Here is a 26,020-nt window from a genome sequence, read left to right as displayed (position 1 = left end):
GCGGGGACGGGGGCGGTCAGGCGCGGGGTGCGGTCGAGGCGCGGGCGACGAGCTCAGGGGTGAAGCGGATGTGCTCGGGGGTTGACTTCGGGTCCCGGGCTGCGGAGACGAGCAGGTCCATGGCCTTCGAGCCGATGAGGTGCGCCGGCTGGTGGATGGAGCTGAGCGAGGTCGACGCAAAGGCCGCGAAGTCGATGTCGTCGTAGCCGATGAGCGCGATGCTCTCCGGCACCGTCGCGTGGCTGGTGCCCTGGAGGCTCTGCAGGAGCCCGAGCGCGAGCATGTCGTTGGCCGCGAAGACCGCGTCAGGGAGGTCGGCGCCGTTGCGCTCTGCGAGTTGCAGCCCCGCCCGCCTGCCCTCGGACATGGAGAGCGCATCCGTCGTCAGCACCTCGAGCGTCGCGCCCGGGACCTCGCGCACCGCGTCGCGGGCGCCCTCGAAGCGGTCGGTGACCTGCTGGATCTCCATCGGCCCGCCGAGGAATGCGACGCGGCGGTGCCCTGTCTCGAGGAGATGCTCGACGGCGATGCGGCCGCCCGTACGGTCGTCGACGGCGACGGACGGGTAGCGTTCGTCGGCGCTCTCACGGTCGACGAGCACGACGGGGGTTCCGCGCTTGTGGAGTCGCTCGAGCTGGGGCATGTTGGCGGCCATGGGGGTGACGAGCACCCCGAAGACCCGCTGCTCCTCGAAGAGGCCGAGGTGGGTGCGCTCGCGTTCCTCCTGCTCGTCGCTGTTGGCGACGAGGACGGAGAAGCCGAGCTCCGCGGCGCGCTCCTCGGCGCCTCGCGCGACCTCGGTGAAGAACGGGTTGCGGAGGTCGAGGACGATGAGGCCGACGGTGCGGCTCTCGCCGGCGCGCAGCTGCCTGGCAGCGTCGTTGCGCACGAAGCCGAGCTCCTCGATGGCGGATTGCACCTTGTCGACGGTGGCCTTCGAGACCTTCTCTGGGTGGTTCAGCACGTTCGAGACCGTGCCAACGGAGACGCCTGCGAGTGTCGCGACGTCGCGCACGCTGACTGCCATGGGCCTCCTTCGGTGTACAGCGATGCTAGGGCACGCGGGGTCTGCGGGGCGGGTGCCTCGCTCGTGGGCGGCAACTCCGAGGGCCACGGAGGCTCGCCGCTCAGGCCTCGTCGAGCAGGTGGGTGATGCGTTCGGCGTTGAGAGGTGAGTCGGAGAGGAGGATGCGCCAACGCCACGTCGCGCTCTCGCCGGGCCCCAGCCTCCACTCCTCGTGGAAGAACGGGGCCGCGCAGAGCATGGGGGTGGTGTCGTTCCGCACGAACCACGGGGTGGGGGAGACCGGGTTCTCCGGATGCGGGCCCATGACGACGGTCGCGGGTCCGCTCTCGAGACCCAGCCAGGCGGCTTCTGCGCCGTGCAGGGTGGCATCCGGGTCGGCGGGCAGCAGCGGCGACAGTGGGCGCGCACCCGAGAAGCTGGGGTGCAGCCGCAGGAACAGTCCGCCGTAGCCGGCGTCCGGGCGGCCGGCGGTCGTGGGTGAGCCGAACGCGAGCTCGACATCGCGGAGGTTCGTCCAGCGGCTGCTGACATCGAGGACGCCGAGGCTGAGCCCGTCGTCGTCGCGGATGCTCGCGTCGAGCATTCGCTCTTCGTGCAGGAACGCGGAGCCGTCGGCCTCGCGCCACGTGAGCTGCGTGCCGTCGACCGTCTGCGCCTCGTCGACCGTCTGCGTGCCGTTGTTGTCGAGCTGCACGTAGCCTCGACCATCCACCCACGTCACGCCGCCCCAAAGGTTGACGTCGTGAGCGGCATCGCCGATGCGGATGTTCGCGACGGTCACGGAGAGGCCCCAGTGCCAGGTGTGGTCGGCGGGCCGGAAGTCGCTCACGACGGTGCCCGCCGGGGTGCGCAGCGGATGCACGTAGGGGCGGGGCGACTCGATCGGCAGCGCGCTCGGGTCGTGGTGCACGACAGTGCCGAGGCCGAAGGCCAGCTCTTCGCGGGAGGGGGAGCTCATGACCGACGCTCGTCGCGCACCTGTGCGGACATCTGTCCGCGCAGCTCGCTCGATTCCCTGACCTCACGGAGGGCGACGGCGGCCGAGCGCTCGCTCGACGCGTAGAGGGCGGCCACGATCTCCATGGATCTGGCGGGCGCGGAGGCGACGTCCGGCAGCGCGGCCCCCGCCGCGAGGGCGGGGTAGACGGCGTCGATGTAGGCGTCGTGCCCGCTCGGCTGCTCGGTCGCGGGGAACGTCCAGCTGCTCGGCGCATCCGCCCCCGGGCGTGGAGTGATGCGCCAGTTGGCGTGCCCGTGCCCGTAGAGGTGCTCGAGCTCGACCGTCGCGAGCTCGGTGTCGACGCGGATGGAGCTCACCTGCCTGGGTGAGACGGCGCTGGTCATCGCCGTCGCGACGACGCCGGACTCGAAGCGCAGCACGGCCGTCGAGACGTCTTCCGTCTCGATGTCGCGCGCGAGGCGCCAGGTCTGGCCCTGCACCTCATCCACCTCGCCGAGGAGGTAGGCGAGCAGGTCGAGCTGGTGGATGCCGTGGCCGAGGGTCGTCCCGCCGCCTTCGTTCGCCCACGTGCCTCGCCAGGGCGCGGCGAAGTACGTGTCGTCCCTGAACCAGAAGGTGTCGCAGCGGGCGAGGAGTGGGCGCCCGAGGCGGCCGTCGTCGAGGAGGCGCTTGACGTGTGCCGTCGCGGTGCCGGTGCGCTGCTGGAAGACCACGGCGAGGTGCCTGCCTGCGGCGTCGCCGGCTGCGATCATCCGGTCGACGTCGTGGAGGGTGAGTGCCGGCGGCTTCTCGACGACGACGTGAGCCCCGCGCGCGAAGGCGTCTTCGGCCTGGGCCGCGTGCCCTGCCGGAGGGGTGCAGAGGTGCACGACGTCGAGGTGCCCGTCTGGCAGCGAGGTCGCGGAGCGCGGGATGCCGTACTTCTGGGCGAAGGCGGCTGCCCGGTCCGCGTCGACGTCCACGGCGACCACCACGTCCGCGTCGTCCCTGGCCGCGATCGCTTCGGCGTGCAGTCGAGCGACGTCGCCGGTGCCCACGATGGCTGCGCGCATTCTCGTCATGGTGTCCTCGTTCCGTCGTGATGCAGTCTCGCCGATGTCGACGCTGCGGTGTCCTCGATGCCGGTCGAGGCCGTCCCCGCGCGGGGACGGCCTCGGTCAACGCTCCTTCGGGTCGCTTCAGTCGTGGTTCTCGATGTCCTTGCCGCGCGTCTCCGGAGTGAACAGCGTCGCGAGGGCCGAGACGGTGGCGATGGCGAGGGTGAGCCCGCCGACGACCAGCGGCACGTTGTCCGAGCCTGGAGGGGCGACGAACGTGAAGATCGAGGGCAGGAAGGCGACGATCATGAGGCCGACGTTCTGGGAGATCGCGAAGCCGGTCACTCGGGTCTGCGTCGGGAACAGCTCCTGGAAGAACGTCGCGAAGGTGGCGTTCCACATCTGGAAGAGCACGCCCATCATGAGGATCGCGAGCACGATCGTGAGCACGAGGTTGCCGGACTGGATGGCGGTGAGGTAGCCGATCGCGACGAGCCCGGATCCGAACGAGCCGACGATCATGAGCGTGCGGCGCCCGATCTTGTCGGAGAGCATGCCGAAGACGGGGATGACGATGACGGCCGCCACGTTGGCGATGAGCGGCACCCACAGGAAGGTGGAGGCGGGCATCGCGACGCCGTAGGCCTCCTGCGTCGCGAAGCTCGTTCCGAAGACGAGGGTCGTGACGCCGGCGACGTTGGCGAGGGTCATGAGGATGGCGCGGAAGACCGTCCAGCCGTTGTTCTTGAAGAGCTCGACGACGGGCGCCTGGCGGTTCTGGGCCTGCTGGACCGCGAGCGAGCGGGTGTAGGCCGGCGGCTCTTCGACGTGCTTGCGGATGAGGAAGCCGGCGAGGACGACGACGGCGCTCAGCATGAACGGGATGCGCCAGCCCCACTCGATGAAGGCCTCGTCCGTGAGGACCGCGGTGAGGGGGATGAACACCGCGGTTGCGATGATCGAGCCGGCCTGAGTGCCCTGCAGGCCGAAGCTCGCGAAGAACCCTCGTCGCCCGGCTGGGGCGTGCTCGACGATCATGGCACTCGCACCGCCGAGCTCTCCGGCGACGGCGAAGCCCTGGATGAGGCGCAGGAACACGAGGATCAGGGGCGCCCAGAGGCCGATCTGGTCGTAGGTGGGGAGGAACCCGACGGCGAGCGTCGAGAGGCCCATGAGGAGCATCGCGATGACGAGCACGTTCTTGCGGCCGTGCTTGTCTCCCCAGTTGCCGAGCACGATGGCTCCGATGGGGCGCGCGACGTAGCCGACGGCGTAGGTCGCGAGCGAGGAGATGAGGGCGACGGTGGGGTCGCCGGTCGGGAAGAAGACGACGGGGAAGACCAGGGCCGCCGCCTGCGAGTAGAGCGTGAAGTCGTAGTACTCGAGGACGCTGCCGATCCATCCGCTGAGCGCGGCCTTGCGGGGCGTCTTGCCCTCGTTCTCCTGTGACACCGCACCAGTGTCACTCTGTGTTCTCGTCATTGAAAATCCTCGTCATCTTTGACCATGTTCGATATCCCACTCTGAGCGGGTAAGCGCTTTCCACTTTGCCACTCGCTCTGAAACGTGTCAAGCGCGATCGCGACGAAGGTCTCAACCCGCCGCCTGTGCCCGGGAGCGCTCCGCCCAGCGCCAGGCCAGGGCGGTCACGATCACGACGGCGACGCCGATGGCCGTCTCCAGGATCCTGGCCAAGAGCAGGGTGAGATCGGGTTGCGGGTGCGCGAAGTCGAGCATGACCAGCGCCAGCGGAGTGACGAAGACGAGGGCGAGTCCGTAGTTGCGCACGACGAACAGCTCCGCGCACATCTGCAGCACGCAGATGACCGCGATCGTCACGAGCGGAGGCAGGTCGACAGCCATGATCAGCCATGCGACCCCGACGCCGGCGATGGTCCCCGTGAGGCGGTGGCCGGCCCGCACCAGCTGTTCGTCGGGGCCGGAGGTCGCGAGCGCTGCGGCGGCCGCGACCATGGCCCAGTAGGGGTAGTCGAGCCCAAGAGACGTGGGGATGAGCCCTGAGACGCCGACGACGAGGCCCGCCCCCACCGCCGCGCTGGCGTCCAGCCTCTCGGGTCGAGTCGGGGTGGCGGATGCTCGTGCCCGGCGCTCGAAGTCGCGGGCGGCTGGGCGGGTCAGGCCCGCGATGCCGACGATCAGGGCGAACGCAGCCGACGCGGCGGCCGTGCCGGCCGCGAGGAGCGCATCCGACTCTCCTCCCGGGATGGACGCCGTCGCGGAGAGCGCGAAGACGGGGAAGAGCGCGCCAGTCGGCTTCCATCCGAACCGCTGGGCGGCACCCGTGATGACCGCCGCGTAGACGGCGGTGGCTGGAAGGATGAGCCACTCGCGCTGCTCGGAGAGGCTCACCGCGGCACCGACGCTGACGGCGCCGACCATGCCGATCGCTACGCCGCTCTGCAGGCGAGCGCGGATCACGTGCGAGTGGCTGCGCCCGTAGAACGAGACGAAGGCGCCGAAGGTCGAGTAGAGCGCGAGCTCGACGTGTCCGATGCTCCACAGGATCAGGAGTGGGATGCCCACGGAGATGCCGGCGCGGATCGCGACGCGGTGCGCGCCGTTGTGGGGACCGAGGTCGAAGAGGCGGCGAGGGTGTGGCAGCTCGGCCATCGGGTGGGTTTGTGTCATGTGCGTGCGATGGTCCCTGCTCGTGCGGTGTCCTGGAATGCGCTTTCCGAGGGTAGTGGATGCGGGTTTCGTCCGTGTTCACGCGGATCGTTCGCCCGGCTCGCCCCGGTGAGCGCGCGTGAACCGCCGCGCGTGCTTGACACGATTCACTCCGGCTCGTAATCTGAGATCACTGAAACGATTCAATACGGTTCGGCGCGAACAGGCATCCTCTCTCGCCCACACACCGTGAATCGAGTTCCCGAAGCCGTGGACGACGTCGTTCGGCCCGGGAGCGCATCCGCAACCGACCAACGAAGGCGACGAACCGTGAGCATCCTCTCCGCAGACCAGCTTGCAGCGCTCGAAGGACAGGGCATCGAGCTCCCGTCCTGGGCGTTCGGCAACTCAGGCACCCGATTCAAGGTGTTCCAGACGGCAGGCACGCCGCGCGACCCGTTCGAGAAGATCTCCGACGCAGCACAGGTCAACACGTACACCGCACTCGCCCCGAGCGTGGCCCTGCACATCCCGTGGGACGTCGTCGACGACTTCGGCGCGCTCCGCAAGCACGCGGAAGACCTCGGTGTCGAGCTCGGCACGATCAACTCCAACACGTTCCAGGACGACGACTACAAGTTCGGCGCCCTCACGCACGAAGACGCAGCGGTGCGCCGCAAGGCCATCGACCACCACCTCCGCTGCATCGACGTCATGGACGAGACCGGATCGCGCGACCTGAAGATCTGGCTCGCCGAGGGCTCCAACTACCCCGGCCAGGCCGACCTGCGCGGCCGACAGGACCGCCTGCACGACTCGCTGCAGGAGATCTACGCTCGCATCGGCGACGACCAGCGCCTCGTGCTCGAGTACAAATTCTTCGAGCCGGCCTTCTACCACACCGACGTTCCGGACTGGGGCACGAGCTACGTGCAGGTCGCGGCCCTCGGCGACAAGGCCATGGTCTGCCTCGACACCGGCCACCACGCGCCAGGCACCAACATCGAGTTCATCGTCATGCAGCTGCTGCGCCTCGGACGCCTCGGCTCCTTCGACTTCAACTCGCGCTTCTACGCCGACGACGACCTCATCGTCGGCTCGGCTGACCCGTTCCAGCTGTTCCGCATCCTCGCCGAGGTCATCCGCGGCGGTGGGCTCAACAACCCCGACGTGGCCTTCATGCTCGACCAGTGCCACAACGTGGAGTCGAAGATCCAGGGCCAGATGCGCTCCGTCCTCAACGTGCAGGAGATGACGGCCCGCGCGCTGCTCATCGACAAGGACGCCCTCACGGCGGCGCAGAAGTCCGGCGACGTGCTCGTCGCACACGAGATCTACATGGACGCGTTCTCCACCGACGTGCGCCCCGCCCTCGCCGAGTGGCGCGAGTCGCGCGGCCTGCCCGCGAACCCGCTCGCCGCGTTCCGTGCATCCGGGTACGAGCAGCAGGTCGCCGAGGAGCGCGTCGGCGGCGTCCAGGCCAGCTGGGGCGCGTAAGCGTCACCCCTCACCGACCTCACGAGCTTCGAAGGAACTGACATGACGAACCCAGCAGCAGCCGATCTCATCTCGCGCAGCAACCGCCTCGGCGAAGACCCGAAGAACACGAACTACGCGGGTGGGAACACCTCCGCGAAGGGCACCGAGACCGACCCCGTGACGGGCGAGCCCGTCGAGCTGCTCTGGGTGAAGGGCTCCGGGGGAGACCTCGGAACGCTCACCGAGCAGGGCCTCGCCGTGCTCCGCCTCGACCGCTTCCGCGCGCTCACGAACGTCTACCCTGGCGTCGAGCGCGAGGACGAGATGGTCGCGGCCTTCGACTTCTGCCTGCACGGCAAGGGAGGCGCGGCCCCGTCCATCGACACGGCCATGCACGGCCTCGTGGATGCGGCGCATGTCGACCACCTGCACCCCGACTCGGGCATCGCGATCGCGACAGCGGCCGATGGCGAGGAGCTGACGGCGAAGATCTTCGGCGACAAGGTGGTCTGGGTGCCCTGGCGCCGCCCCGGCTTCCAGCTCGGCCTCGACATCGCCAACATCAAGGATGAGAACCCGCAGGCCATCGGCTGCATCCTCGGTGGGCACGGCATCACCGCGTGGGGCGACACCTCCGAGGAATCGGAGCGCAACTCGCTCTGGATCATCGAGACCGCATCGGCGTACATCGATGCACACGGCAAGGCCGACCCCTTTGGCGGCGTCGTGAGCGGCTTCGAGGCGCTCCCCGCCGACGAGCGCCGTGCGCGCGCGGCAGCCCTCGCGCCGTCGATCCGAGCCGTCGCCTCGCACGACGCCCCCATGATCGGGCACTTCACCGACGATGAGCGCGTGCTCGACTTCCTCGCGAGCGAGAAGCTCACCGAGCTCGCCGCCCTCGGCACGAGCTGCCCCGACCACTTCCTGCGCACCAAGGTCAAGCCGCTCGTGCTCGACCTGCCCACGACGGCAACCGTCGAGGAGCAGCGCGCTCGCCTCGAGGAGCTGCACGCGGCGTACCGCGCCGACTACAAGGCCTACTACGACAAGTTCGCGACGGCCGAGTCGCCCGCCATCCGTGGCGCCGACCCGCTCATCGTGCTCGTCCCCGGCGTCGGCATGTTCTCCTACGGCAAGAACAAGCAGACCGCCCGCGTCGCCGGTGAGTTCTACCTGAACGCGATCAACGTGATGCGTGGCGCCGAGGCGCTCTCGAGCTACTCCCCGATCTCCGACGAGGAGAAGTTCCGCATCGAGTACTGGGCTCTCGAGGAGGCGAAGCTGCAGCGCATGCCGAAGCCGAAGACGCACCAGGGCCGCATCGCCTTCGTCACGGGTGCCGCATCCGGTATCGGCAAGGCCATCGCGACCCGCCTCGCAGCCGAAGGCGCGTGCGTCGTCGTCGCCGACCTCGACCTCGAGAAGGCGCAGGCCGCCGCCGCCGAGCTCGGCGGCACCGACGTCGCGATCGGCGTCGCAGCGAACGTCGCGGACGCCGCAGGCGTGCAGGCTGCCATCGACGCGACTCTCCTCGCGTTCGGCGGCATCGACCTCGTCGTCAACAACGCGGGCCTCTCCCTCTCGAAGCCGCTCCTCGAGACGACCGAGAAGGACTGGGACCTGCAGCACGACGTCATGGCGAAGGGCTCCTTCCTCGTGTCGAAGGCCGCCGCGAAGGCGCTCGTCGAGCAGAAGCTCGGCGGCGACGTCATCTACATCTCCTCGAAGAACTCCGTCTTCGCTGGCCCGAACAACATCGCGTACTCCGCGACGAAGGCCGACCAGGCCCACCAGGTCCGCCTCCTCGCGGTCGAGCTCGGCGAGCACGGCATCCGCGTCAACGGCATCAACCCCGACGGCGTCGTGCGCGGCTCCGGCATCTTCGCGGCAGGCTGGGGCGCCAACCGCGCCGCGACCTACGGCGTCAAGGAAGAGGACCTCGGCCAGTACTACGCGAACCGCACCATCCTCAAGCGCGAGGTCGTTCCGGAGAACGTCGCCGACGCGGTGTACGTGCTCACGGGCCCCGAACTCACACGCACGACCGGCCTGCACATCCCCGTCGACTCGGGCGTCGCGGCGGCCTTCCTGCGATGACCGAGTCTGCTGCGCAGGGATCGAGCGCCGCAGGCCGGGGCGGGGCGGAAGCGCCCCGCACGGTCGCGGCGGTCGATCTCGGAGCCACGAGCGGTCGCGTCATCACGGGCACGATCACCGACGGCGTGCTCACGATGCGCCACGAGGCGCGCTTCCCGAACAACCCCGTCCGCACGCGCGACGGGCTGCACTGGAACCTCCTCGGCCTCTACCAGCACGTCCTCGACGGGCTGGCCGCGGCCGAGCGGGACGCGCCAGGCCAGATCGCGAGCATCGGCATCGATTCGTGGGCGGTCGACTACGCGCTGCTGCGCGAGGGGCGCCTCCTCGGGGTCCCGTACGCGTACCGCGACGAGCGGACTGCCCGGGGCGTCGAAGCCGTGCACGCCATCGCCTCCGCCGAGGAGCTCTACCGCCGCAACGGCCTCCAGCACCTTCCCTTCAACACCGTCTTCCAGCTCGCGACCGACGGTGAGCTGCTGGGCCTCGCCGACCAGCTGCTGCTCCTTCCCGACCTGCTCGCCTACTGGCTGACGGGCGCGCAGGTCGCCGAGCGCACGAACGCCTCGACCACGGGTCTGCTTCGCGCCGACACGCGTGAGTGGGATGCGGAGCTCGCCGAGCGCGTTGGGGTTCCCGCCCGCATCCTGCCGCACCTCGTCGACCCTGGTGCCGTGCTCGGCTCGCTCGAGGGCGAGGCGGCGCGCGTCGTCGGGCGTGACATCGACGTCATCGCGGTCGGCTCCCACGACACGGCCTCCGCGATCGTCGCCATCCCCAACGAGGGGCGCGACTTCGCGTACATCTCGTGCGGCACGTGGGGCCTCGTCGGCCTCGAGCTCGACGAGGCGGTCGTCACCGACGCCGCCCGCGAGGCGAACTTCACGAACGAGGGCGGCGTCGACGGCCGCGTGCGCTTCCTGCACAACGTCATGGGCCTCTGGCTGCTGTCGGAATCGCAGCGGCACTGGGAACCGGCCGCGACGGACGCGCAGCGATCGAGCACCCTCCAGCAGCTGCTCGCCGACGCCGCCCAGGTAGGCGGCGACGTGCCGATCTTCGACGTCAACGACCCCGTCTTCATGGCGCCAGGCGACATCCCTGGGCGCATCGCCGAGTGGCTCACCGAGCGTGGCTTCGAGGCCCCGACGACACCAGCCGGCATCGTCCGCTCGATCGTGGAGAGCCTCGCGCAGGCGTTCGCCGAGGCCGTCACAACAGCCTCGGCCCTCGCCGAGCATCCGGTGAGCGTCATCCACATCGTCGGCGGCGGATCGCAGAACGCGCTCCTCTGCCAGGCGACGGCCGACCGATCCGGGATGCCCGTGCTCGCGGGCCCCGTCGAGGCGACCGCGATGGGTAACCTGCTTGTGCAGGCGCGCGCGCACGGCTGGATTCCCGACAGTCTCTCTGAGATCCGCTCCATCGTCGCCAGATCGACGCAGATCATCCGCTACGACCCGAAGATCACCCGATAGAAGCAAAGGCAGCTGCCCCATGGTGAAACGTCAAGCCCCCAAGCCCCTCGAGCTGCTCGAGCTCATGCAGTTCAAGAAGCCCGACCTCAACGGCCGTCGCCGCCGCCTCAACTCGGCGCTGACGATCGAGGACCTGCGACGCATCGCGAAGCGGCGCACCCCGAAGGCGGCGTTCGACTACACCGACGGCGCCGCCGAGGGCGAGCTGTCGCTGCGTCGCGCGCGCACCGCGTTCCGCGACGTCGAGTTCAACCCGTCCGTGCTGCGCGACGTCGCGAACGTCGACACGTCGAGCACTGTGCTCGGCGGGCCGATGGCGATGCCGTTCGCGATCGCCCCGACCGGGTTCACGCGCCTCATGCAGACCGAGGGCGAGACCGCCGGTGCCGGCGCTGCCGCCGCCGCGGGCATCCCCTTCACTCTGTCGACGCTCGGAACGACGACGATCGAAGAGGTCGCGAAGGTCAACCCGAACGGCCGCAACTGGTTCCAGCTGTACGTCATGAAGGACCGCTCGATCTCCTACGGCCTCGTCGAGCGCGCCGCGAAGGCTGGCTTCGACACGCTGCACTTCACGGTCGACACCCCCGTCGCAGGCGCCCGCCTGCGCGACAAGCGCAACGGCTTCTCGATCCCGCCGCAGCTGACCGTCGGCACGATCATCAACGCCATCCCGCGCCCCTGGTGGTGGATCGACTTCCTCACGACCCCGAAGCTCGAGTTCGCGTCGCTCGCGACGACGGGCGGCACGGTCGGCGAGCTGCTCGACTCGGCGATGGACCCGACGATCAACTTCGAGGACCTCAAGGTCATCCGCGAGATGTGGCCGGGCAAGATCGTCATCAAGGGCGTCCAGAACCTGGAGGACTCGAAGACGTTCGCCGACCTCGGCGTCGACGGCATCGTCCTCTCCAACCACGGCGGGCGGCAGCTGGATCGGGCTCCGATCCCCTTCCACCTGCTCCCCGCCGTTGCACGCGAGGTCGGCCGTGACCTCGAGATCGGCGTCGACACGGGCATCATGAACGGCGCAGACATCGTCGCGTCCGTAGCGCTCGGCGCGAACTTCACGATGATCGGCCGCGCCTACCTGTACGGCCTCATGGCCGGCGGGCGCGAGGGCGTCGACCGCACCATCGCGATCCTCTCCGACGAGATCATCCGCACCATGAAGCTCCTCGGCGCGCACTCCCTCGAGGAGCTGAACCCGTCGCACGTCACGCAGCTGAAGCGCTACGTGCCGACGACGTTCATCGAAGCGGCCCCCGACCGCGCGTAGCTCGTGCGGGGCTGACTCGCCGAGGCGGCGCGCGGCCGGCGGATGCGCCCGCCGGCCGCGCGCACCCACACGGCAGCGTTGTGGCCTGGTGCTGCTCCCCCTCCGGGGAACAGCACCAGGCCACAACTGTCTGCTCGGCGTGAGGGGCGGCAGCTAGGCCCAGCCCCAGGCGCCATCAGGCCGGACGTTCAACGCGCGGTGCCAGACGGTGGTATCCGACGCTCGCAGGGCCTCCTCATCGATCGTGATGCCCCAGCCTGGCCGATCGTCGCGCAGGTCCAGGTAGCCATCACACGGAACGTAGGGATCCGGGCACCAGGTGGTGTCGTCGAACTTGTACTCGAGCGTCAGGAAGTTGCTGCAAGCGGCCGCGAAGTGCACATTGTGCGCGGTTGCCAGTGGCCCCATGGGGTTGTGCGGGGCGAGCATGATGTTGTGCAGTTCGGCGACGGTCGCGATACGGCGCATCTGCGACAGCCCACCGACCACCGCGATGTCGGGCTGTGCGATGTCCACTCCGCCGGCGTTGAAGAGCGAGAGGAACTCATGGGCCGAGTAGAGGCTCTCGCCGGTCGCAAGCGGAACCCTGAGCTGACTCCGCAGGTGTCCCCAGGACGCGAAGTGCTCAGGTCTGAGCGGCTCCTCGAGGAACATCGGCTGGTAGGGCGCGAGCGCGTTGCCCAGCTCGATCGCCTTGTACGGTTCGAAGATCTGGGCGTGGGCATCGAAGCTGAAGTCCCAACGTGGGTCCGCGTGCTCTCGGATGTCGCCGAAGTACGAGGCCACCTCGTTCACGACGAGGCCCCATCTGCGCTCGTGGATGTCAGAACGCCACGGGCTCAGCTTGAAGGATGTGAACCCGTAGCGCTCGTTGAGCTCTGCTGTGCGGTCTCGAACATCTTCTGGGTCCGGGGCAGCGTAGAGGCCGCAGTAGACGCTGACCCGGTCGCGCACGCGACCGCCGAGGATGCGGTACACAGGCACCCCGAGCGAGCGGGCGGCGATGTCCCAGAGGGCGTGGTCGATCGCGGCGATGGCCGCCAGGCCAAGCGCGCCCGGTGGGAAGCGCGCCAGACGCAGCATCTTCTGCGTGACGTGCTCGACTCGAGTCGGATCCTCGTTCTCGATCTGCTCGAGCAGGTACTGGAAGATCGGGAAGAGCGCCCCATCCGGCCCGTGGTTGTAGGCCTCTCCCCAGCCGGACACACCCTCATCGGTATCGAGGCGAACGAGCACGCGCGGGCGGTCGCCGACGCGCGCGAGGAACGCCTCGAGGCCGACGATCTTCACGCGTTCGCCGCGAGGTCGACGCTCGGCTGCAGCTCGTGCTCGACCGACCATTCGGCGAGGATCCTCGACACCCGCGCCGAGGTCGCCTCGTCGACCTCATGGCTGGGCGGACGCACGGCCTTCGAGCCGATCCCGAGCTGGAAGAGTGCCTCCTTGATGACGCTGACGTTGTTGGCGTTCGAGTCGAGTGCTCTGAGCTCCTCGAACTCGCTGATCGACTCCGTGAGGCGTCGCGCTGCGCTGAGATCGCCCGCCTGCAGCGTGCGGAGAAGGTCGAGGGAGAGTCGCGGGTTGACGCAGACGAGACCCGAGGTGAAACCGGTCGCACCGTGCGCGAAGTACGAGAGGGCGTACGGTTCGGCGAGCCCAGCGATCCAGACGAGGTGCGGAGCCGCGCTTTTCACTCGCGCGAACATGACGGGGTCGGCGACCGCGTACTTCACTCCGACCACATTCGGGCAGCGCGCTGAGAGCTGGGCGATCATGTCGCCGTTCACCCAGGGGTTGCGGATGTAGAGCACGACGCCCAGCTCGGGGAGCGCATCCGCGATCGTCGCGTGGTAGTCGATCCATCCTGCACGGGAGACATAGGGATGCACCGGCTGGTGGATCATCACCATCTCGGCGCCAGCGGTGGCGGCTGCGAGACCGTCGGCGATGGCCGTCTCGGTGTCGAAGCCGACTCCGGCGACGATCAGTGCGCGTCCGGCGGCGTGCGCGGCAACGGCCTGCAGTACCTGCAGTCGCTCGTCGGGGCGAAGGGCGTAGAACTCGCCGGTGTTGCCGTTGGGCGTCAGGACTCGCACGCCTGCGTCGAGCATCCGGTCGAGGACGAGGCGGAGGTCGTCGAAGTCGACAGCGCCGTCGGTGAAGGGCGTCACGGGGATGGCGACGACGTCAGCAAGGCGGGCAGCGTTCTCATGCATCGTGTTCCTCCAGGAGGGAGAGGGCGTGTTCCGTGAAGCGTCGGATGTGGAGGTCGACGAGATGCTTGGCTTCGACTGCGTCTCCTCGCTCGGCGGCTTCGAGGATCGCCACGTGCTCGTGAGCCTCATGGACCCAGGTGATGCCGTTTCGCCAGGCGGTCACGCTGATGAGGGCGGTCTGGTCGCGGAGGTCGTCGAGCATCGACAGCAGAAGCGGGTTGCCGCAGCTCGCGTAGGTGAGGCGGTGGAAGTCGCGATTGGCGATGCTTCGCTCGGCGCTGTCGACCGCCGCCTCCGAGCGCTGAAGCGCGAGCCGTGCCGCCGAGAGGTCGATGCCGTTCGTCACGGCGAGCCTCACAGCCTCGGGTTCGAGGAGGCAGCGAACCTCGAAGACGGAACGTGCCATCTCGAAATCGACAGACCTCACGACGGCTCCGCGGTACTCCATCATCGAGACCAGGCCGAGGCCTGCCAACGTCTTCAGCGCTTCTCGCACGGGGGTCTTGGATACTCCGAAGCTCGCTGCGAGCTCTGATTCGACCAGGGGCTGCCCAGCTCGAAGTGCTCCGGAGAGGATCGACTTCCTCAGTGATTCAACAACATGCCCCGTACGCGACAACGGCGTCGCCATCGGGGCCAATGGTTCAAAGCTCATGTGGCCCTCCTTCGAGATGGACACTAGCACGATCTAATCGAGCATGTATGGTGTCTAGTATATGATCGACCGCATCGCCGATTGGCGCTGTTGAGGCAACGACGCCACGAAAGGAATCGCAATGACGCGTTCTCACCCCCGGAGACGGAAGCTCACGACCATCGCGCTCGCAGGTGCACTCACAACGACCCTCGCACTCACGGCGTGCGCCGGCGGAGGTGACGCCAGCGAAGACGGTGTCGTCACGCTCCAGCTCTGGGATACGGACACGCGTCCTGAGCGCACCGAGAGCCTGCAGGAGCTGATCTCGATGTTCGAGGCCGAGAACCCGGACATCAAAGTCGAGTACCTCGGGCTGCCGACCGACTCCTACATGCAGAAGATCGGCACCGCGATCGCCACGAACTCGACGCCGGACCTCGTCACCCCGAAGGCCTCGGACCTGTCCGCGCTTGTCGCGCAGGGTGCGCTGGCCCCGATCGACGACCTCATCGCGGACGGCAACTGGGAAGACCAGCTTGATCCCGGCCTCGTCGACAGCACCCGAAAGGCAGTGCCGGACGGTGCCCTCTACATGACCCCGGCGACCGCCATCGCCGACACCCTGTACTCCCGGGCCGACTGGCTCGCCGATGCGGGTCTCGAGGCCCCCACGACCTGGGAGGAGTTCGACGCGGCCGCCGTCGCCCTCACTGATCAGTCCACAGGGCAGTTCGGGTACACGATCCGCGGAGGCAACGGCTTCTTCCCGCAGTTCATGGAGATGGTCTACACCCGCGCAGGCATCTCGGAGATCTTCGACGAGAGCGGAAAGGCCACGCTCGACGACCCCGCCATCGTCGAGGCCACTGAGAAGTACGCAGAGCTCTACAAGGCCACGACGGCCGAAAGCGACCTGACGGCCGACTTCAAAGTGATGATCGCCCAGTTCACGGGCGGGGGAGCGGGGATGCTGAGCCACTCCATCGGCTCATACCCGACCATGCTCCAAACGCTCGAGCCCGAGCAGATCGCCGTGCATGCACCGTTCCCAGCCGCGAACGGGGTCGAGGTCATCGGCCGTGTCACCGCCGGATTCGCCATGTTCGAGCAGAGTGAGAAGAAGGAAGCTGCGGCGAAGTTCCTCGAGTTCACCATGAGCCAGGAGGGCAACAGCTTCTGGGCCGAGGCCTCCGGATACATCCCGGGCAACACCGCGGTCTTCGAAGACCAGTGGGTGCAGGACAACCCGGCCATCTCGACCGCGATCGCAGCGAGCCAGAGCCCGAACGCCGTCTCCATGAACGTCCCCTACTACCTGCCCGAGTGGACCTCCATCACGGGCACCGACATGCTCCCGGACTGGCAGCGGGTCCTGCAGGGGCAGATGACCGCCTCCGAGTTCTGCTCCAAGTGGGCCGATTCGCTCACGGAGGCCAACGAACGGTTCCTGGAACTCACCTCGTGATCCTGCGACCGAGCTTCACCGTGGCGGGAGCTCTCTCTCCCGCCACGGTGGAAAGGAAATGATGACGAAAACGGTCCCCCTTCAGAAGCCTCCCCGCCGGCGTATGAACCGCACCAAGTGGTATCCGTACGCGCTGATCGCGCCCGCCGCTGCGTTGGTGCTGATCTTCCTGGTCTACCCGGTCGGCAGCGTCTTCTACTACAGCCTGCAGCAGTACAACCCGACGTTCCCCATCTACAACGGCTTCGTCGGCCTGGGCAACTTCGCTGACATCGCCGCAGACGAGAAGTTCTGGCGCAGCCTCGGGTTCACCTTCCAATGGGTGGTTGTCGAGGTCGGGCTCCAGTTCGTGTTCGGCATGATCTTGGCGCTTCTCATCAACCAGGCGTTCAAGGGCCGCGGTATCGTCCGCTCACTGGTCTTCACGCCGTGGGCTGTTGCCGGGATCCTGACGACCACGATCTGGCTGCTCATCTACAACCCGACCACGGGCCTCGGCCGGTACCTCGCCGACATGGGCCTTGTGCAGTACGGAACCTCGCTGCTGTCCGGCGAGGGAACCGCATTCTGGGCCGCAGTGCTCGCGGAGCTCTGGAAGGGCGCCCCGTTCTTCGCGATCCTCATCCTCGCGGACCTGCAGTCGGTGCCGCAGGACCTCTACGAGTCCGCCGAGATGGATGGTGCGGGCCGCATCCGCAAGTTCGTGTCGATCACCTGGCCCCACGTGCGTCAGGCCGTGGTCATCGCGACCCTGCTGAGGGCGGTGTGGGAGTTCAACAACGTCGACCTCCTCTTCACGCTGACAGGCGGTGGGCCCGCAGGTTCGACGACGACACTCCCGCTCTATGTCGCTCAGACCGCCATCTTCGACCGTGAGTTCGGCTACGGCTCAGCGCTCACCGTCATCGCCTTCATCATCCTCATCGTGTTCACCGTGATCTATCTCCGAGCCAACCGCTTCGGACGGGAGAACTGACATGTCCCTCACCACACTCGCGCAACCGCAGGGGCTCCCGGCACCTACCGAACCCGAGGCGCCGCGGAGCAAGACACAGGCGCCGCTCAACAAGCCGCGGCCGAAGCCGCTGCTCGACCGGCTCCTGCTCGCCGTGCCGCTGACCATCGCGCTCATCTTCACGCTCGTCCCGTTCTACTGGATGCTGCTCTTCGCGTTCCGGCCCGCCGGGTCGACCTCACTCGTCCCGTGGCCGATCACGTTCGACCACTTCATCAAGGTGTGGAACGGCAACGGCTTCGGCGTCTTCTTCCTCAACAGCCTGTATGTCGCCGGCGTCAGTCTCATCATCTCGACGGTGATCGGGCTCCTCGGCGGCTACGCGCTCGCCCGCTTCGCATTCCGCGGCAAGTCTGCGTTCGTGCTGATCATGCTGTGCACGCAGTTCATCCCGGGCGCCATGCTCCTGATCCCGCTCTTCCAGGTGTTCAACGGGCTCGGGCTGACGAACTCGCTCTGGGCGCTCATCATCTCCGACACCGTGTTCCAACTGCCGCTGTCGCTGGTCTTGATGGCGGGCTTCATACGCAACGTGCCGATCGATCTGGAGGAGCAGGCGTGGGTGGATGGGTGCTCCCGATTCCGGGCCTTCATCACCGTCGTGCTGCCCCTCCTGAAGCCGGGCATCGTCGCCGTCGGATCGTTCGCGTTCATCAGCGCATGGAACAACTTCCTGTTCGCGATCATGTTCATCACGTCGCAGGATCAGTTCACGATCCCGGTCGGCCTCAGCTACCTGCTCGGCGAGTTCGGCACCGACTTCGGGGCACTCGCGGCGGGTGGCGTGGTCGCGGTGGTTCCTGTCGTCGCGGTCTTCGCCTACGTGCAGAAGTACCTCGTCCAGGGGCTGAGCGCGGGCGCGGTCAAGGGATGAGCGTCGCTACCGCTGAGCCGACCATCCGCGCTGTGGCCGCGGCCAGTTCGCACGCGGCCTCGGAGCTTCGTGCCCTGGGGCGAGGGGGACGAGCTCGGGCGCTCCGCGCTGTCGCTGCGGCGCTCCGAGGAGACCACGATCTGGTCGCGATCGCGTCAGCCGAGACCCACCTCGACGAGGTTCGCCTCCGTGGTGAGATCGAACGGACCGCGTCACAGGCCGAGCTGTTCGCGGATGTCATCGTCGAGGGGAGCTACCTCGACGCCGCCGTTGACCACGCTTCAGCGAATGGGCCGGAGCTGCGCCGACTTCGCGTGCCGGTCGGCCCAGTTGTCGTCTTCGCGGCGGGCAACTTCCCGTTCGCGTTCGGAGTGTTCGGCGGGGATACGGTGTCTGCGCTGGCCGCGGGCTGCCCCGTCATCGTCAAGGCGCATCCAGACCTGCCGATGACGAGCATGGCGACGTTCGGGCTTGTCCGCGAGACCCTGGCTGGCCATGCCATCCCGCCGGATGCGCTGCAGATCGTGACCGAGGCGGATGCTGGCCGAGCGCTCGTGGAGGCCCCGAGCGTTGCCGCAGTCGGGTTCACGGGGTCCGCCGCGGGTGGGCGTGCACTGTTCGATTTCGCGGCAGCGCGACCTGTCCCGATTCCGGTCTTCGCGGAGATGAGCAGCACGAACCCGACGATCATCGCTCCCGAGGCGGCGAGGACCGACGTCGCCGGGCTCGCACAGCAACTGGTCTCTGCTGTCACCTCGAGTGCCGGTCAGCTCTGCACGAAACCGGGCCTCATCTTCCTGCCGCGCGACGCGTCGGCGTTGATCGAGGCGATCTCCGAGCTCCTCGCCGTGGCTGAGCCCCGGCGGCTGCTGTCATCGAATATCACCGAGCGCTACCTGCATCGCCTCGCGGAGCTCCGAGCGGGTGGGGCGGAGGAGCGCACGCCGGGATCGGTCTCCCCGAGCGGAGTCGCACCGACGCTCGTGGCAGTTCCGATCGAGCAGCTGAGCGGCACACTGACGGAGGAGACGTTCGGTCCAGCAACCGTGCTGGTCACCTACGCCGCATTCGACGACCTGGCTGGCGCGCTCTCGTCGCTCGGTGGGCAACTGACGACAACCGTGCACGCCGTGGATGGTGACTTCGAGATGATCGAGGGGCTCGTCGACGTCGCAGCGGCGACGAGTGGACGGGTCGTGGTGAACGGCGTGCCGACGGGGGTGCGGGTGGCCTGGTCCACCACGCACGGTGGACCGTACCCCGCTTCGACGAGTCCCTCGAGCACCTCAGTGGGTGCTTCCGCCATCGACCGGTGGACGAGGCCGGTCACCTGGCAGAGCACCCCTGATCGGTTCCTGCCGGACGAGCTGAGGGAGGACCCCCGCGAGCCCGTGCCAACGAGAGTCGACGGAGTCCTGCTCGTGGGCGCCTCGTCTGCGCGTGAAAGCTCCTAGTCCTCTACTTGCGCGCCGAGCAGTTTGGTCACGACGGTGGCAACGCCCTGTTCCTGGTCCGGGGGCGAGGCAGGTTGCGAGCTCCCTGACCGGTGGATTCGCCCACCGGTCGCGCGCATCCACGCGGGAGAGTCCGCAGCATCCACGCGGGAAAGTTCGCAGCATCGGCGCGGGAAGTTGTGGCCTGGTGTCATTCCCCATCCGGGGAATAGCACCGGGCCACAACTGTGCTCGCCAGCGTCAGGTCACAGCCGGCTGCGGCCCCGGCCTTGCCTGCGAGGGGCCCAGACGCGAGCCGTGGGCATTCAGTCGGAAGCCCGAACGGTGCCGTGATGGGTTTCGGTGACCGTGATGGGAAATAACCCATCACCAGTCGCAGAAACCCATCACGAGCCCGAGCGAAAACCCATCACGGTCACGGAAACCCATCACGGTCGCCGGGACCCAGCACGGACACATCCCCGGGGCTCGGGGAGCAACGGGTTTGGAGCGCTACGCCTGCGCGTCGAGGAGCGCGCTCACGACGGTGACGACGCCCTGATCCTGGTTGGAGGGGGCGAGGTACTTCGCGAGCTCCTTGACCTCGGGATGCGCGCCAGCCATCGCGTACGAGCGCTCGGCCTCCGCGAACATCTCGACGTCGTTGAAGAAGTCACCGAAGACCGCCGTCTGCTCCGAGGTCACGCCGAGGCGCTCCTGCAGCTGGCGCACGGCGAGGCCCTTGTTGGCCTCCGGCGGCATGATGTCCATCCAGTGGTGGCCGGACACGACGACCCTGTGGGACTCGCGCAGCTCGTCCACCTCGGCGGCTGCCCCGGTCTCGACCTCGGAGAAGTCGTAGACGGCGATCTTCACGTACTCGTCATCGGTGCCGAGCATGTCGTCGACGACCGTGAGCGCCTCGTAGTAGTTGCGGGCCTCGGCGATGAACGCGTCGTCGCCGCGCTCGATGTACGCCGACTTCTTGCCGCACAGCACGATTCCGAGGTCGTGGCCCTTCTCGATGAGGCCGCGCAGGAGCGCGATCGCCTGCCGGATGAACGACTCGTCGAGCGTCAGCGAGCTGACCTCCTCGCCGTCGCGGACCACGAACGTGCCGTTCTCGGCGATGAACGACATGCCGTCGGAGTCGCGTTCGAAGAGCTTCGCGAGGGTCGCGTACTGTCGGCCGCTCGCGGGGGTGAACTCGACGCCAGCCTCGCGCATCCGCTGCAGGAGAGCCCAGAACGCGTCGGGAACCGTGTGGTCATCGAGCAGCAGCGTGCCGTCCATGTCGGCGACGACGAGGCGCACGTCGTTGCCCTCAAGCGAAGACTCGTAGTGGCGGTCGGCGGTCTCGAGAACGGTATCTGCCATGCGCTCCAGCCTACGAGAGCTTGCGCAGCGCGGATCCGTTGTGCGCGGCCCTCGCCCCAGACTTCTCCGACTCGATGATGTACGCCGGCTCGTCCTCGGAGGCGGTGAACTTCTGCTTGTCGAACTGGAAGTCCCTCGTCTTCTTCTCGACGACCTCGCCCTGCGTGCGGCCCTGCGGGGTGTTCCAGCTCACGCGGTCGCCCTTGCTCAGATCTGCGGTCACGGTTTCTCTTTCTGCTCGGCGGTCTCGGGGTGAGGCTCGGGCTTCGGTCTCCGGAAGGCGATGATCGTGAACACCATGCCGAGGGCGAACCAGACGATCCAGATGCTGCCGTCGTTCGCGAGATCGGCGAGGGCGACGACGTAGAAGGCGACCGCCACCCACAGGTACGTGTTCAGCATCAGCTTCCTCATGCGCTGAGCATGCCCGCCCGTCCTGGGCAGAGGGTGGAGGTGCGACGCGCATGCCGCACCTCCACCCGGTCAGTCCCGCTCGTCGAGCGGATGCGGGATGGTCGGGATCGGGGCGGTCAGCGGACGGCCCTCCCGCTGCAGCTTCCGCTTCCGCAGCTGCCACAGGACGGTGAGGATGATGAACCAGACCGGGGCCGCGAGGAACGGCAGCCGGGTGTCGTCGCCGTACAGCAGCGTGCCCGCGATGAAGACGAAGAAGGCGAGCACGAGCCAGGGCGCGACGCGCGCCATCGGCATCTTGAACTTCGACGCGCGGTGCTTCTCGGGGAAGCGGCGCAGGTACACGATGTAGCTGACCACGATGGAGCCCCAGGTGAAGAGGATGAGGGTCGCGCACATCGAGGAGACGAACGTGAAGGCGGCGATGACCTCGTCGCCCGCGAAGAGCAGCGGGATGGCAGAGAAGAGGAAGACGCAGGTGAAGAAGACGGCCTTCGTCGGCACGCCCTGATTGCTGGTCATCGCGAACGCCTTCGGGGCGTGACCGTCCTTCGAGAGCCCGAACAGCATCCGAGTGCCCGAGTACAGGCCGGAGTTGGCGCTCGATGCGGCCGAGCTGAGCACCACCAGCTGGATCGCGAACGCGGCGAGGCCAAACCCGGCGATCGCGAGGGTCGACACGAACGGGCTCTTGCCCGCCTCGATCTTGTCCCACGGCGTGACGCTCATGATGACGATGAGGGCGCCCACGTAGAAGATGAGGATGCGCGCGACGATCGAGTTGATGGCCTTCGGCAGGGTCTTGCGCGGGTTCTCGGTCTCGGCGGCGGCCGTGCCGACGAGCTCGACGCCGATGAACGAGAAGATGCCCATCTGGAAGCCGAGCACGAACCCGCTCGCGCCCATGGGGAACATCCCGCCGTGCTCCCAGAGGTTCGCGAGCGTGGCGGTGTCGCCATCTGGGCTCTGGAACCGGGTGAGGATGAGCACGATGCCCACGGCGATGAGGCCGAGGATGGCGACGATCTTGATGATCGCGAACCAGAACTCGGTCTCGCCGAACCACTTCACGGGCTGGAGGTTCAGGACGGTGAGCACGACGACGGCGATGAGCGCTGGCAGCCAGTTCGGGATGTCGGCGTTGAACCACTGCACGTAGGCGGTGATGGCGACGATGTCGGCGACGCATGCGATCACCCACGAGAACCAGTAGTTCCAGGAGACGAAGAAGCCGGCCCACGGCCCGAGCATGTCCTTCGCGATGTCACCGAAGGTCTTGTAGTGCAGGTTCGAGAGCAGCAGCTCGCCGAGGGCGCGCATGATGAAGAAGACGAAGAACCCGATCACCATGTAGACGAAGATGATCGACGGCCCGGAGACGCTGATGAGCTTGCCGGAGCCGAGGAACAGCCCCGTTCCGATGGCGCCGCCGATGGCGATGAGCTGCAGGTGGCGGTTCTTGAGGCCGCGCTGCATCTCGCCCTGAGGCGGATGTGCGGTGGTTGTCGTGGACATGACACTCCCTTGTGCTGATGTCGTCGTGCTGAGGTTGGGCGCTGCGTGCGCGCTGCGGGTTGTTGGCAGGATCGAGGTTCAGGCGACGACGCGGAACGTGGAGAGCTCCGGGTCGTTCGCGCCGCGCACGTAGCCGGATGGCGCTGCGCCCGTGTGCCGGAGGAAGTCGACGACCTCCTGGCTGAGCACCTCGCCTGGCAGCACGTTGGGCACACCTGGCGGGTAGGCGGCGAGCGAGTCGGCGGAGATGCGGCCGACCGCCTCCGTGTGCGGCACCGTCTCGACGGGGCTGAAGAACGCGTCCGAGAGGCCCATCGCCCGCTCGCAGCTCGCGGGGAGCGAGACGGGGCGAATCGGCTCGACCTCCGCCTCGGGAAGTGCCTGCAGTGCGCCCCACAGGCGCTCGACGTCGACCCGAGCGGTCGCGCCGACGAGCACCAGCAGCGCGGAGGGGGTCGACAGCTCGCAGTACACACGGTGGTCGCGGAGCAGCTGGTAGTGCGCATCCGTGCCGGTGATGCCGGCGCCTCGAGTGTCGATGGCGATCTTGAAGGGGTCGTTCGCGATGGCATCGGGGCTGGCGAGGATGTCGGGAGTCGCGTCGCGGTACCTGCGGTCGTCGTGCACGAGTCGGCGGATGCGCTGTGCGGATGCAAGCGCGTTGTCGACTGCGTCTGGCCGGGTCACGAGGTGCCGCCTCGCCTCATCGAGCGAGGCGAGCAGCAGGGCGCTGCAGCTCGTCGACTGGTACGAGCGAACGACTCGGTCGACGAGCGACTCGAGGTGCTGGGCGTGAGGCCCGTGACCGAGCTGCAGCATGGCCGACTGCGTGAGCGATCCCGCGCCCTTGTGGGTGCTGGAGATGACGAGGTCTGCGCCGAGGCGTGCCGCGTTCGTGGGGAGCGCCGGGTGCATCCCGAAGTGCGAACCCCATGCCTCGTCGACGATGAGCGGCACCCCGTGCCTGTGGGCTACTGCCGCGATCGCCGGGACATCGGCCACCGCCCCGAAGTAGCTCGGCGAGACGATGTAGACGGCAGCGGACCGCGGATGCTCTGCGAGGGTCGCCGCGACCTGCTCCGCCGTCACACCGTGCGCGGCACCCAGCCCGGAGTCGACGGCCCCGTGCACGAAGTGCGGGGTCAGGTTGGCGTGCGTGATGCCGTCGATGACGCTCGAGTGCACGCTGCGCTGCACCGCGAACTCGGTGCCGAGGCCACGCACGACGGTCGTCGCGACGTGGTTGCCGCCGGAGGCCCCGTTGGTCGTGAACCAGACGCGGCTCGCTCCCCACGCATCGGCGGCCAGGTCCTGCGCCCGCATGAGCGGGGTGACTCGGCCCGGCGTCGTGAGGCGCCACGTCTCCTGGTCGACGCCGCTGAACAGCATCGGGAAGTCGAGGCTCAGCGCGTCGGCGCCGACGATGCTCGCGACGCCGGGCGCGTTCACCGCCTTCGCGTGATGTGCCGGCACGTGCATCCGCTGCCAGTCGTGGGTGGCGAGTGAGCGGAGGGCGTCTGCGTACGGGGTCTCGAACTGCGCTCGCGGGATGTGGCGCTCGTCGGGGGTCGTGATGCCGTCGACCTGAGCGGCGCTGCTCGGGCCAGGTGCGTGGAGGATGGACATGCGTTCAGGTTAGGAATGAAGTGACGACGGCGATATAGCAGGATCCTGCCGTCAGTGACATACGTTCTAGGTGTGATGAACCTCCAGCAGTTCCGTGTGCTCCTCGCCGTCCAGGAGCATGGGAGCCTGACGGGTGCCGCGAAGGCGCTGCAGTACGGGGTGCCGACGGTGACGCACCATCTGCGGAGCCTCGAGTCGCACCTCGGCGCGCGCCTCGTCGACCGCGGGCGGCGGGGCACGTCGCTGACCCCGCTCGGAGTGTCGTTCGCCGCCGAGATCGAGCAGGCGATCGCGCGTATCGACCGGGCCGAGCAGCTGGTCGCCGATCAGCGCGACGCGGGCGTCGTCACCCTGCGCGTGGGCACGTTCGCCTCGATGGGCTCACGCTTGCTTCCCTCGGCCATCGCCAGCCTGCAGAAGCGCACGTCGGTGCGCGTCGAGGTGGTCGAAGGGGAGCCGACGGAGATCGTGCGGATGCTCAGGAGCGGCGAGGTGCATGCGGGGCTCATCTTCGACGTGTCCGTGGAGCCCGCCTTCGCCGTCCCGGACCTCATGCTGCAGCGGCTCCTCACCGAGCCATACGGCGTGATGGTCGCGCGCAACAGCGAATGGGCGAGCCGCGACAGCATCGACTTCGCCGAGCTGCGAGAGGTGCCGTGGGTCTTCAGCCGCAGCAACGACGAAGCCTCAGACCGCGTGCTGCGCCGCGTCGGCCAATCGCTCGGCTACCCCGTACGGGAGCTCATGCGCACGGACGACCTCTACATGATCCACGGCCTCGTCGCCGAGGGGCTCGGCTTCGCCCTCTCGACGGACGCCGCCATCGACCACGACTTCGACGTCGTGCTGCGGCCAGCAGCGCAGGACCTGGGGGAGCGGCACGTGTCGTACGTCACCCGACGGGGCGCCGCGCCACCCGCCGCCGCCTGGCTCGGCGAGATCCTGCTCAGCCGCCCAGCGCCTGCAGCGGATCGCCCGTGAGGCGGAACGTGTCCCAATCGTCCATGGGGAACGCGCCGAGGCTCCTGTAGAAGCCGATGGACGGCTCGTTCCACTTGAGGACCGACCACTCGAGGCGCCGGTAGCCCTTCGCGACGCACTCCTGCGCGAGCGAGCGGAGGAGTGCCGTCCCGAGGCCGCTGCCGCGCGCATCCTCTCGCACGTAGAGATCTTCGAGCCAGATGCCGTGCTCGCCCTCCCACGTCGAGTAGCTCAGGAACCAGAGCGCCATGCCGTCGAGGCGAGGGGCGCCGGACTCGCTTGTGCTCGCTCCCGCCGCCTCGGCGACGGTCGCGAACACCGCAGGCCGCTCGCCGAAGAAGCTCCTGTGCAGCTGCGCCTCGGTCGTCTTCACCGCATCCGGTTCGCGCTCGTACACGGCGAGGCCGTGGATGAGGTCGAGGATCTGCGGGACATCGGCGGGAACGGCGGGGCGGATGATCGGCTCGGTCACGGCACGACG

Annotated in this window: 23 protein-coding genes; 9 read left to right on the top strand and 14 right to left on the bottom strand. The window is 68.1% G+C overall.

Translation table 11 applies throughout. The annotated features are described in order from the left end of the window. Window positions 1-16: 16 nt before the first annotated feature. The 5 genes from GV007_RS06220 to GV007_RS06200 all read right to left on the bottom strand — a co-directional run bounded on the left by GV007_RS06220 (window position 17) and on the right by GV007_RS06200 (window position 5,674). Window positions 17-1,027 (bottom strand): LacI family DNA-binding transcriptional regulator, encoded by a 1,011-nt coding sequence (locus tag GV007_RS06220; RefSeq protein ID WP_160071425.1) that lies wholly within the window; start codon window positions 1,025-1,027, stop codon window positions 17-19. A gap of 100 nt (window positions 1,028-1,127) precedes the next feature. After that, window positions 1,128-1,985 carry a DUF6807 family protein gene (locus tag GV007_RS06215; RefSeq protein ID WP_160071424.1) on the bottom strand — a complete coding sequence of 286 codons (858 nt, stop codon included), beginning with the start codon at window positions 1,983-1,985 and terminating at the stop codon, window positions 1,128-1,130. After that, window positions 1,982-3,049: a Gfo/Idh/MocA family protein gene (locus GV007_RS06210; protein WP_160071423.1), complete on the bottom strand. Its 1,068-nt coding sequence runs from the start codon at window positions 3,047-3,049 to the stop codon at window positions 1,982-1,984. The genes GV007_RS06215 and GV007_RS06210 overlap by 4 nt, the downstream gene beginning before the upstream one ends. A 117-nt stretch (window positions 3,050-3,166) precedes the next feature. Continuing rightward, entirely contained in the window at window positions 3,167-4,507 is a 1,341-nt protein-coding gene (locus GV007_RS06205; RefSeq protein ID WP_160071422.1) for an MFS transporter, read from the bottom strand. Between the two features lie 111 nt (window positions 4,508-4,618). Next, window positions 4,619-5,674, bottom strand: a complete 1,056-nt coding sequence (locus GV007_RS06200; protein ID WP_160071421.1) for an FUSC family protein — start codon at window positions 5,672-5,674, stop codon at window positions 4,619-4,621. Between the two features lie 309 nt (window positions 5,675-5,983). On the opposite strand from GV007_RS06200, the gene rhaI reads away from it, so the two are divergent. The 4 genes from rhaI to GV007_RS06180 are packed head-to-tail and all read left to right on the top strand — an operon-like array spanning window position 5,984 to window position 11,986. After that, entirely contained in the window at window positions 5,984-7,150 is a 1,167-nt protein-coding gene (rhaI, locus tag GV007_RS06195; protein WP_104244858.1) for an L-rhamnose isomerase, read from the top strand. 42 nt (window positions 7,151-7,192) lie between these two features. After that, window positions 7,193-9,229, top strand: a complete 2,037-nt coding sequence (locus GV007_RS06190; RefSeq protein WP_160071420.1) for a bifunctional aldolase/short-chain dehydrogenase — start codon at window positions 7,193-7,195, stop codon at window positions 9,227-9,229. Continuing rightward, the gene (locus GV007_RS06185) at window positions 9,226-10,707 is read left to right on the top strand and encodes a rhamnulokinase (RefSeq protein WP_160071419.1); all 1,482 of its coding nucleotides are present in this window, start codon (window positions 9,226-9,228) and stop codon (window positions 10,705-10,707) included. The genes GV007_RS06190 and GV007_RS06185 overlap by 4 nt, the downstream gene beginning before the upstream one ends. A gap of 19 nt (window positions 10,708-10,726) precedes the next feature. Next, the gene (locus tag GV007_RS06180; protein ID WP_160071418.1) at window positions 10,727-11,986 is read left to right on the top strand and encodes an alpha-hydroxy acid oxidase; all 1,260 of its coding nucleotides are present in this window, start codon (window positions 10,727-10,729) and stop codon (window positions 11,984-11,986) included. A 153-nt stretch (window positions 11,987-12,139) separates the two neighbouring features. Here GV007_RS06180 and GV007_RS06175 read toward each other — a convergent pair whose 3' ends face one another. Genes GV007_RS06175 through GV007_RS06165 form a run of 3 tightly spaced genes read right to left on the bottom strand, consistent with a single transcriptional unit; the run spans window position 12,140 to window position 14,857 of the window. After that, on the bottom strand, window positions 12,140-13,327 hold the full coding sequence (locus GV007_RS06175) for a mandelate racemase/muconate lactonizing enzyme family protein (protein WP_228502492.1): 1,188 nt from the start codon (window positions 13,325-13,327) through the stop codon (window positions 12,140-12,142). Next, window positions 13,273-14,202 (bottom strand): dihydrodipicolinate synthase family protein, encoded by a 930-nt coding sequence (locus tag GV007_RS06170; RefSeq protein ID WP_160071417.1) that lies wholly within the window; start codon window positions 14,200-14,202, stop codon window positions 13,273-13,275. Before GV007_RS06170 ends, GV007_RS06175 begins: the two co-directional genes overlap by 55 nt. Continuing rightward, window positions 14,195-14,857 (bottom strand): GntR family transcriptional regulator, encoded by a 663-nt coding sequence (locus GV007_RS06165; protein WP_160071416.1) that lies wholly within the window; start codon window positions 14,855-14,857, stop codon window positions 14,195-14,197. Before GV007_RS06165 ends, GV007_RS06170 begins: the two co-directional genes overlap by 8 nt. A gap of 121 nt (window positions 14,858-14,978) precedes the next feature. Between GV007_RS06165 and GV007_RS06160 the strand changes: the two genes are divergently transcribed. The 4 genes from GV007_RS06160 (at window position 14,979) to GV007_RS06145 (ending at window position 19,647) form a co-directional block, all read left to right on the top strand. Continuing rightward, entirely contained in the window at window positions 14,979-16,304 is a 1,326-nt protein-coding gene (locus GV007_RS06160) for an ABC transporter substrate-binding protein (protein WP_160071415.1), read from the top strand. 103 nt (window positions 16,305-16,407) lie between these two features. Next, window positions 16,408-17,280 carry a carbohydrate ABC transporter permease gene (locus tag GV007_RS06155; RefSeq protein ID WP_228502494.1) on the top strand — a complete coding sequence of 291 codons (873 nt, stop codon included), beginning with the start codon at window positions 16,408-16,410 and terminating at the stop codon, window positions 17,278-17,280. Window position 17,281: 1 nt separating this feature from the next. Continuing rightward, window positions 17,282-18,193: a carbohydrate ABC transporter permease gene (locus tag GV007_RS06150; protein WP_160071413.1), complete on the top strand. Its 912-nt coding sequence runs from the start codon at window positions 17,282-17,284 to the stop codon at window positions 18,191-18,193. Continuing rightward, on the top strand, window positions 18,190-19,647 hold the full coding sequence (locus GV007_RS06145; protein WP_160071412.1) for an aldehyde dehydrogenase family protein: 1,458 nt from the start codon (window positions 18,190-18,192) through the stop codon (window positions 19,645-19,647). Before GV007_RS06150 ends, GV007_RS06145 begins: the two co-directional genes overlap by 4 nt. Before the next feature lie 492 nt (window positions 19,648-20,139). Here the strand turns inward: GV007_RS06145 and GV007_RS06140 are convergent, their stop codons facing one another. From GV007_RS06140 to GV007_RS06120, 5 genes are all read right to left on the bottom strand, one after another. Further along, window positions 20,140-21,003, bottom strand: coding sequence for a Cof-type HAD-IIB family hydrolase (locus GV007_RS06140; protein WP_160071411.1), 864 nt, complete (start codon window positions 21,001-21,003; stop codon window positions 20,140-20,142). A 10-nt stretch (window positions 21,004-21,013) separates the two neighbouring features. Next, window positions 21,014-21,226, bottom strand: a complete 213-nt coding sequence (locus GV007_RS06135; protein WP_160071410.1) for a DUF2945 domain-containing protein — start codon at window positions 21,224-21,226, stop codon at window positions 21,014-21,016. Then, window positions 21,223-21,417: a hypothetical protein gene (locus tag GV007_RS06130; protein ID WP_160071409.1), complete on the bottom strand. Its 195-nt coding sequence runs from the start codon at window positions 21,415-21,417 to the stop codon at window positions 21,223-21,225. The genes GV007_RS06135 and GV007_RS06130 overlap by 4 nt, the downstream gene beginning before the upstream one ends. A gap of 69 nt (window positions 21,418-21,486) precedes the next feature. Further along, window positions 21,487-22,932 (bottom strand): amino acid permease, encoded by a 1,446-nt coding sequence (locus GV007_RS06125; protein ID WP_160071408.1) that lies wholly within the window; start codon window positions 22,930-22,932, stop codon window positions 21,487-21,489. 78 nt (window positions 22,933-23,010) lie between these two features. Then, window positions 23,011-24,558 carry an aminotransferase class I/II-fold pyridoxal phosphate-dependent enzyme gene (locus GV007_RS06120; protein ID WP_160071407.1) on the bottom strand — a complete coding sequence of 516 codons (1,548 nt, stop codon included), beginning with the start codon at window positions 24,556-24,558 and terminating at the stop codon, window positions 23,011-23,013. A 54-nt stretch (window positions 24,559-24,612) separates the two neighbouring features. Here GV007_RS06120 and GV007_RS06115 point away from each other — a divergent pair, with 54 nt between their 5' ends. Beyond that, entirely contained in the window at window positions 24,613-25,539 is a 927-nt protein-coding gene (locus tag GV007_RS06115) for a LysR family transcriptional regulator (protein WP_236558355.1), read from the top strand. Here the strand turns inward: GV007_RS06115 and GV007_RS06110 are convergent. Next, window positions 25,505-26,011 carry a GNAT family N-acetyltransferase gene (locus GV007_RS06110; RefSeq protein ID WP_160071406.1) on the bottom strand — a complete coding sequence of 169 codons (507 nt, stop codon included), beginning with the start codon at window positions 26,009-26,011 and terminating at the stop codon, window positions 25,505-25,507. The two genes, GV007_RS06115 and GV007_RS06110, sit on opposite strands and share 35 nt — an antisense overlap. Between the last annotated feature and the right edge of the window lie 9 nt (window positions 26,012-26,020).

It is taken from the genome of Pseudoclavibacter sp. 8L, from assembly GCF_902506465.1.
Taxonomy (GTDB): domain Bacteria; phylum Actinomycetota; class Actinomycetes; order Actinomycetales; family Microbacteriaceae; genus Pseudoclavibacter.
The sequence above is the reverse complement of the archived record's forward strand: the minus strand, read 5'-3'. Positions and strand labels throughout refer to the sequence as shown.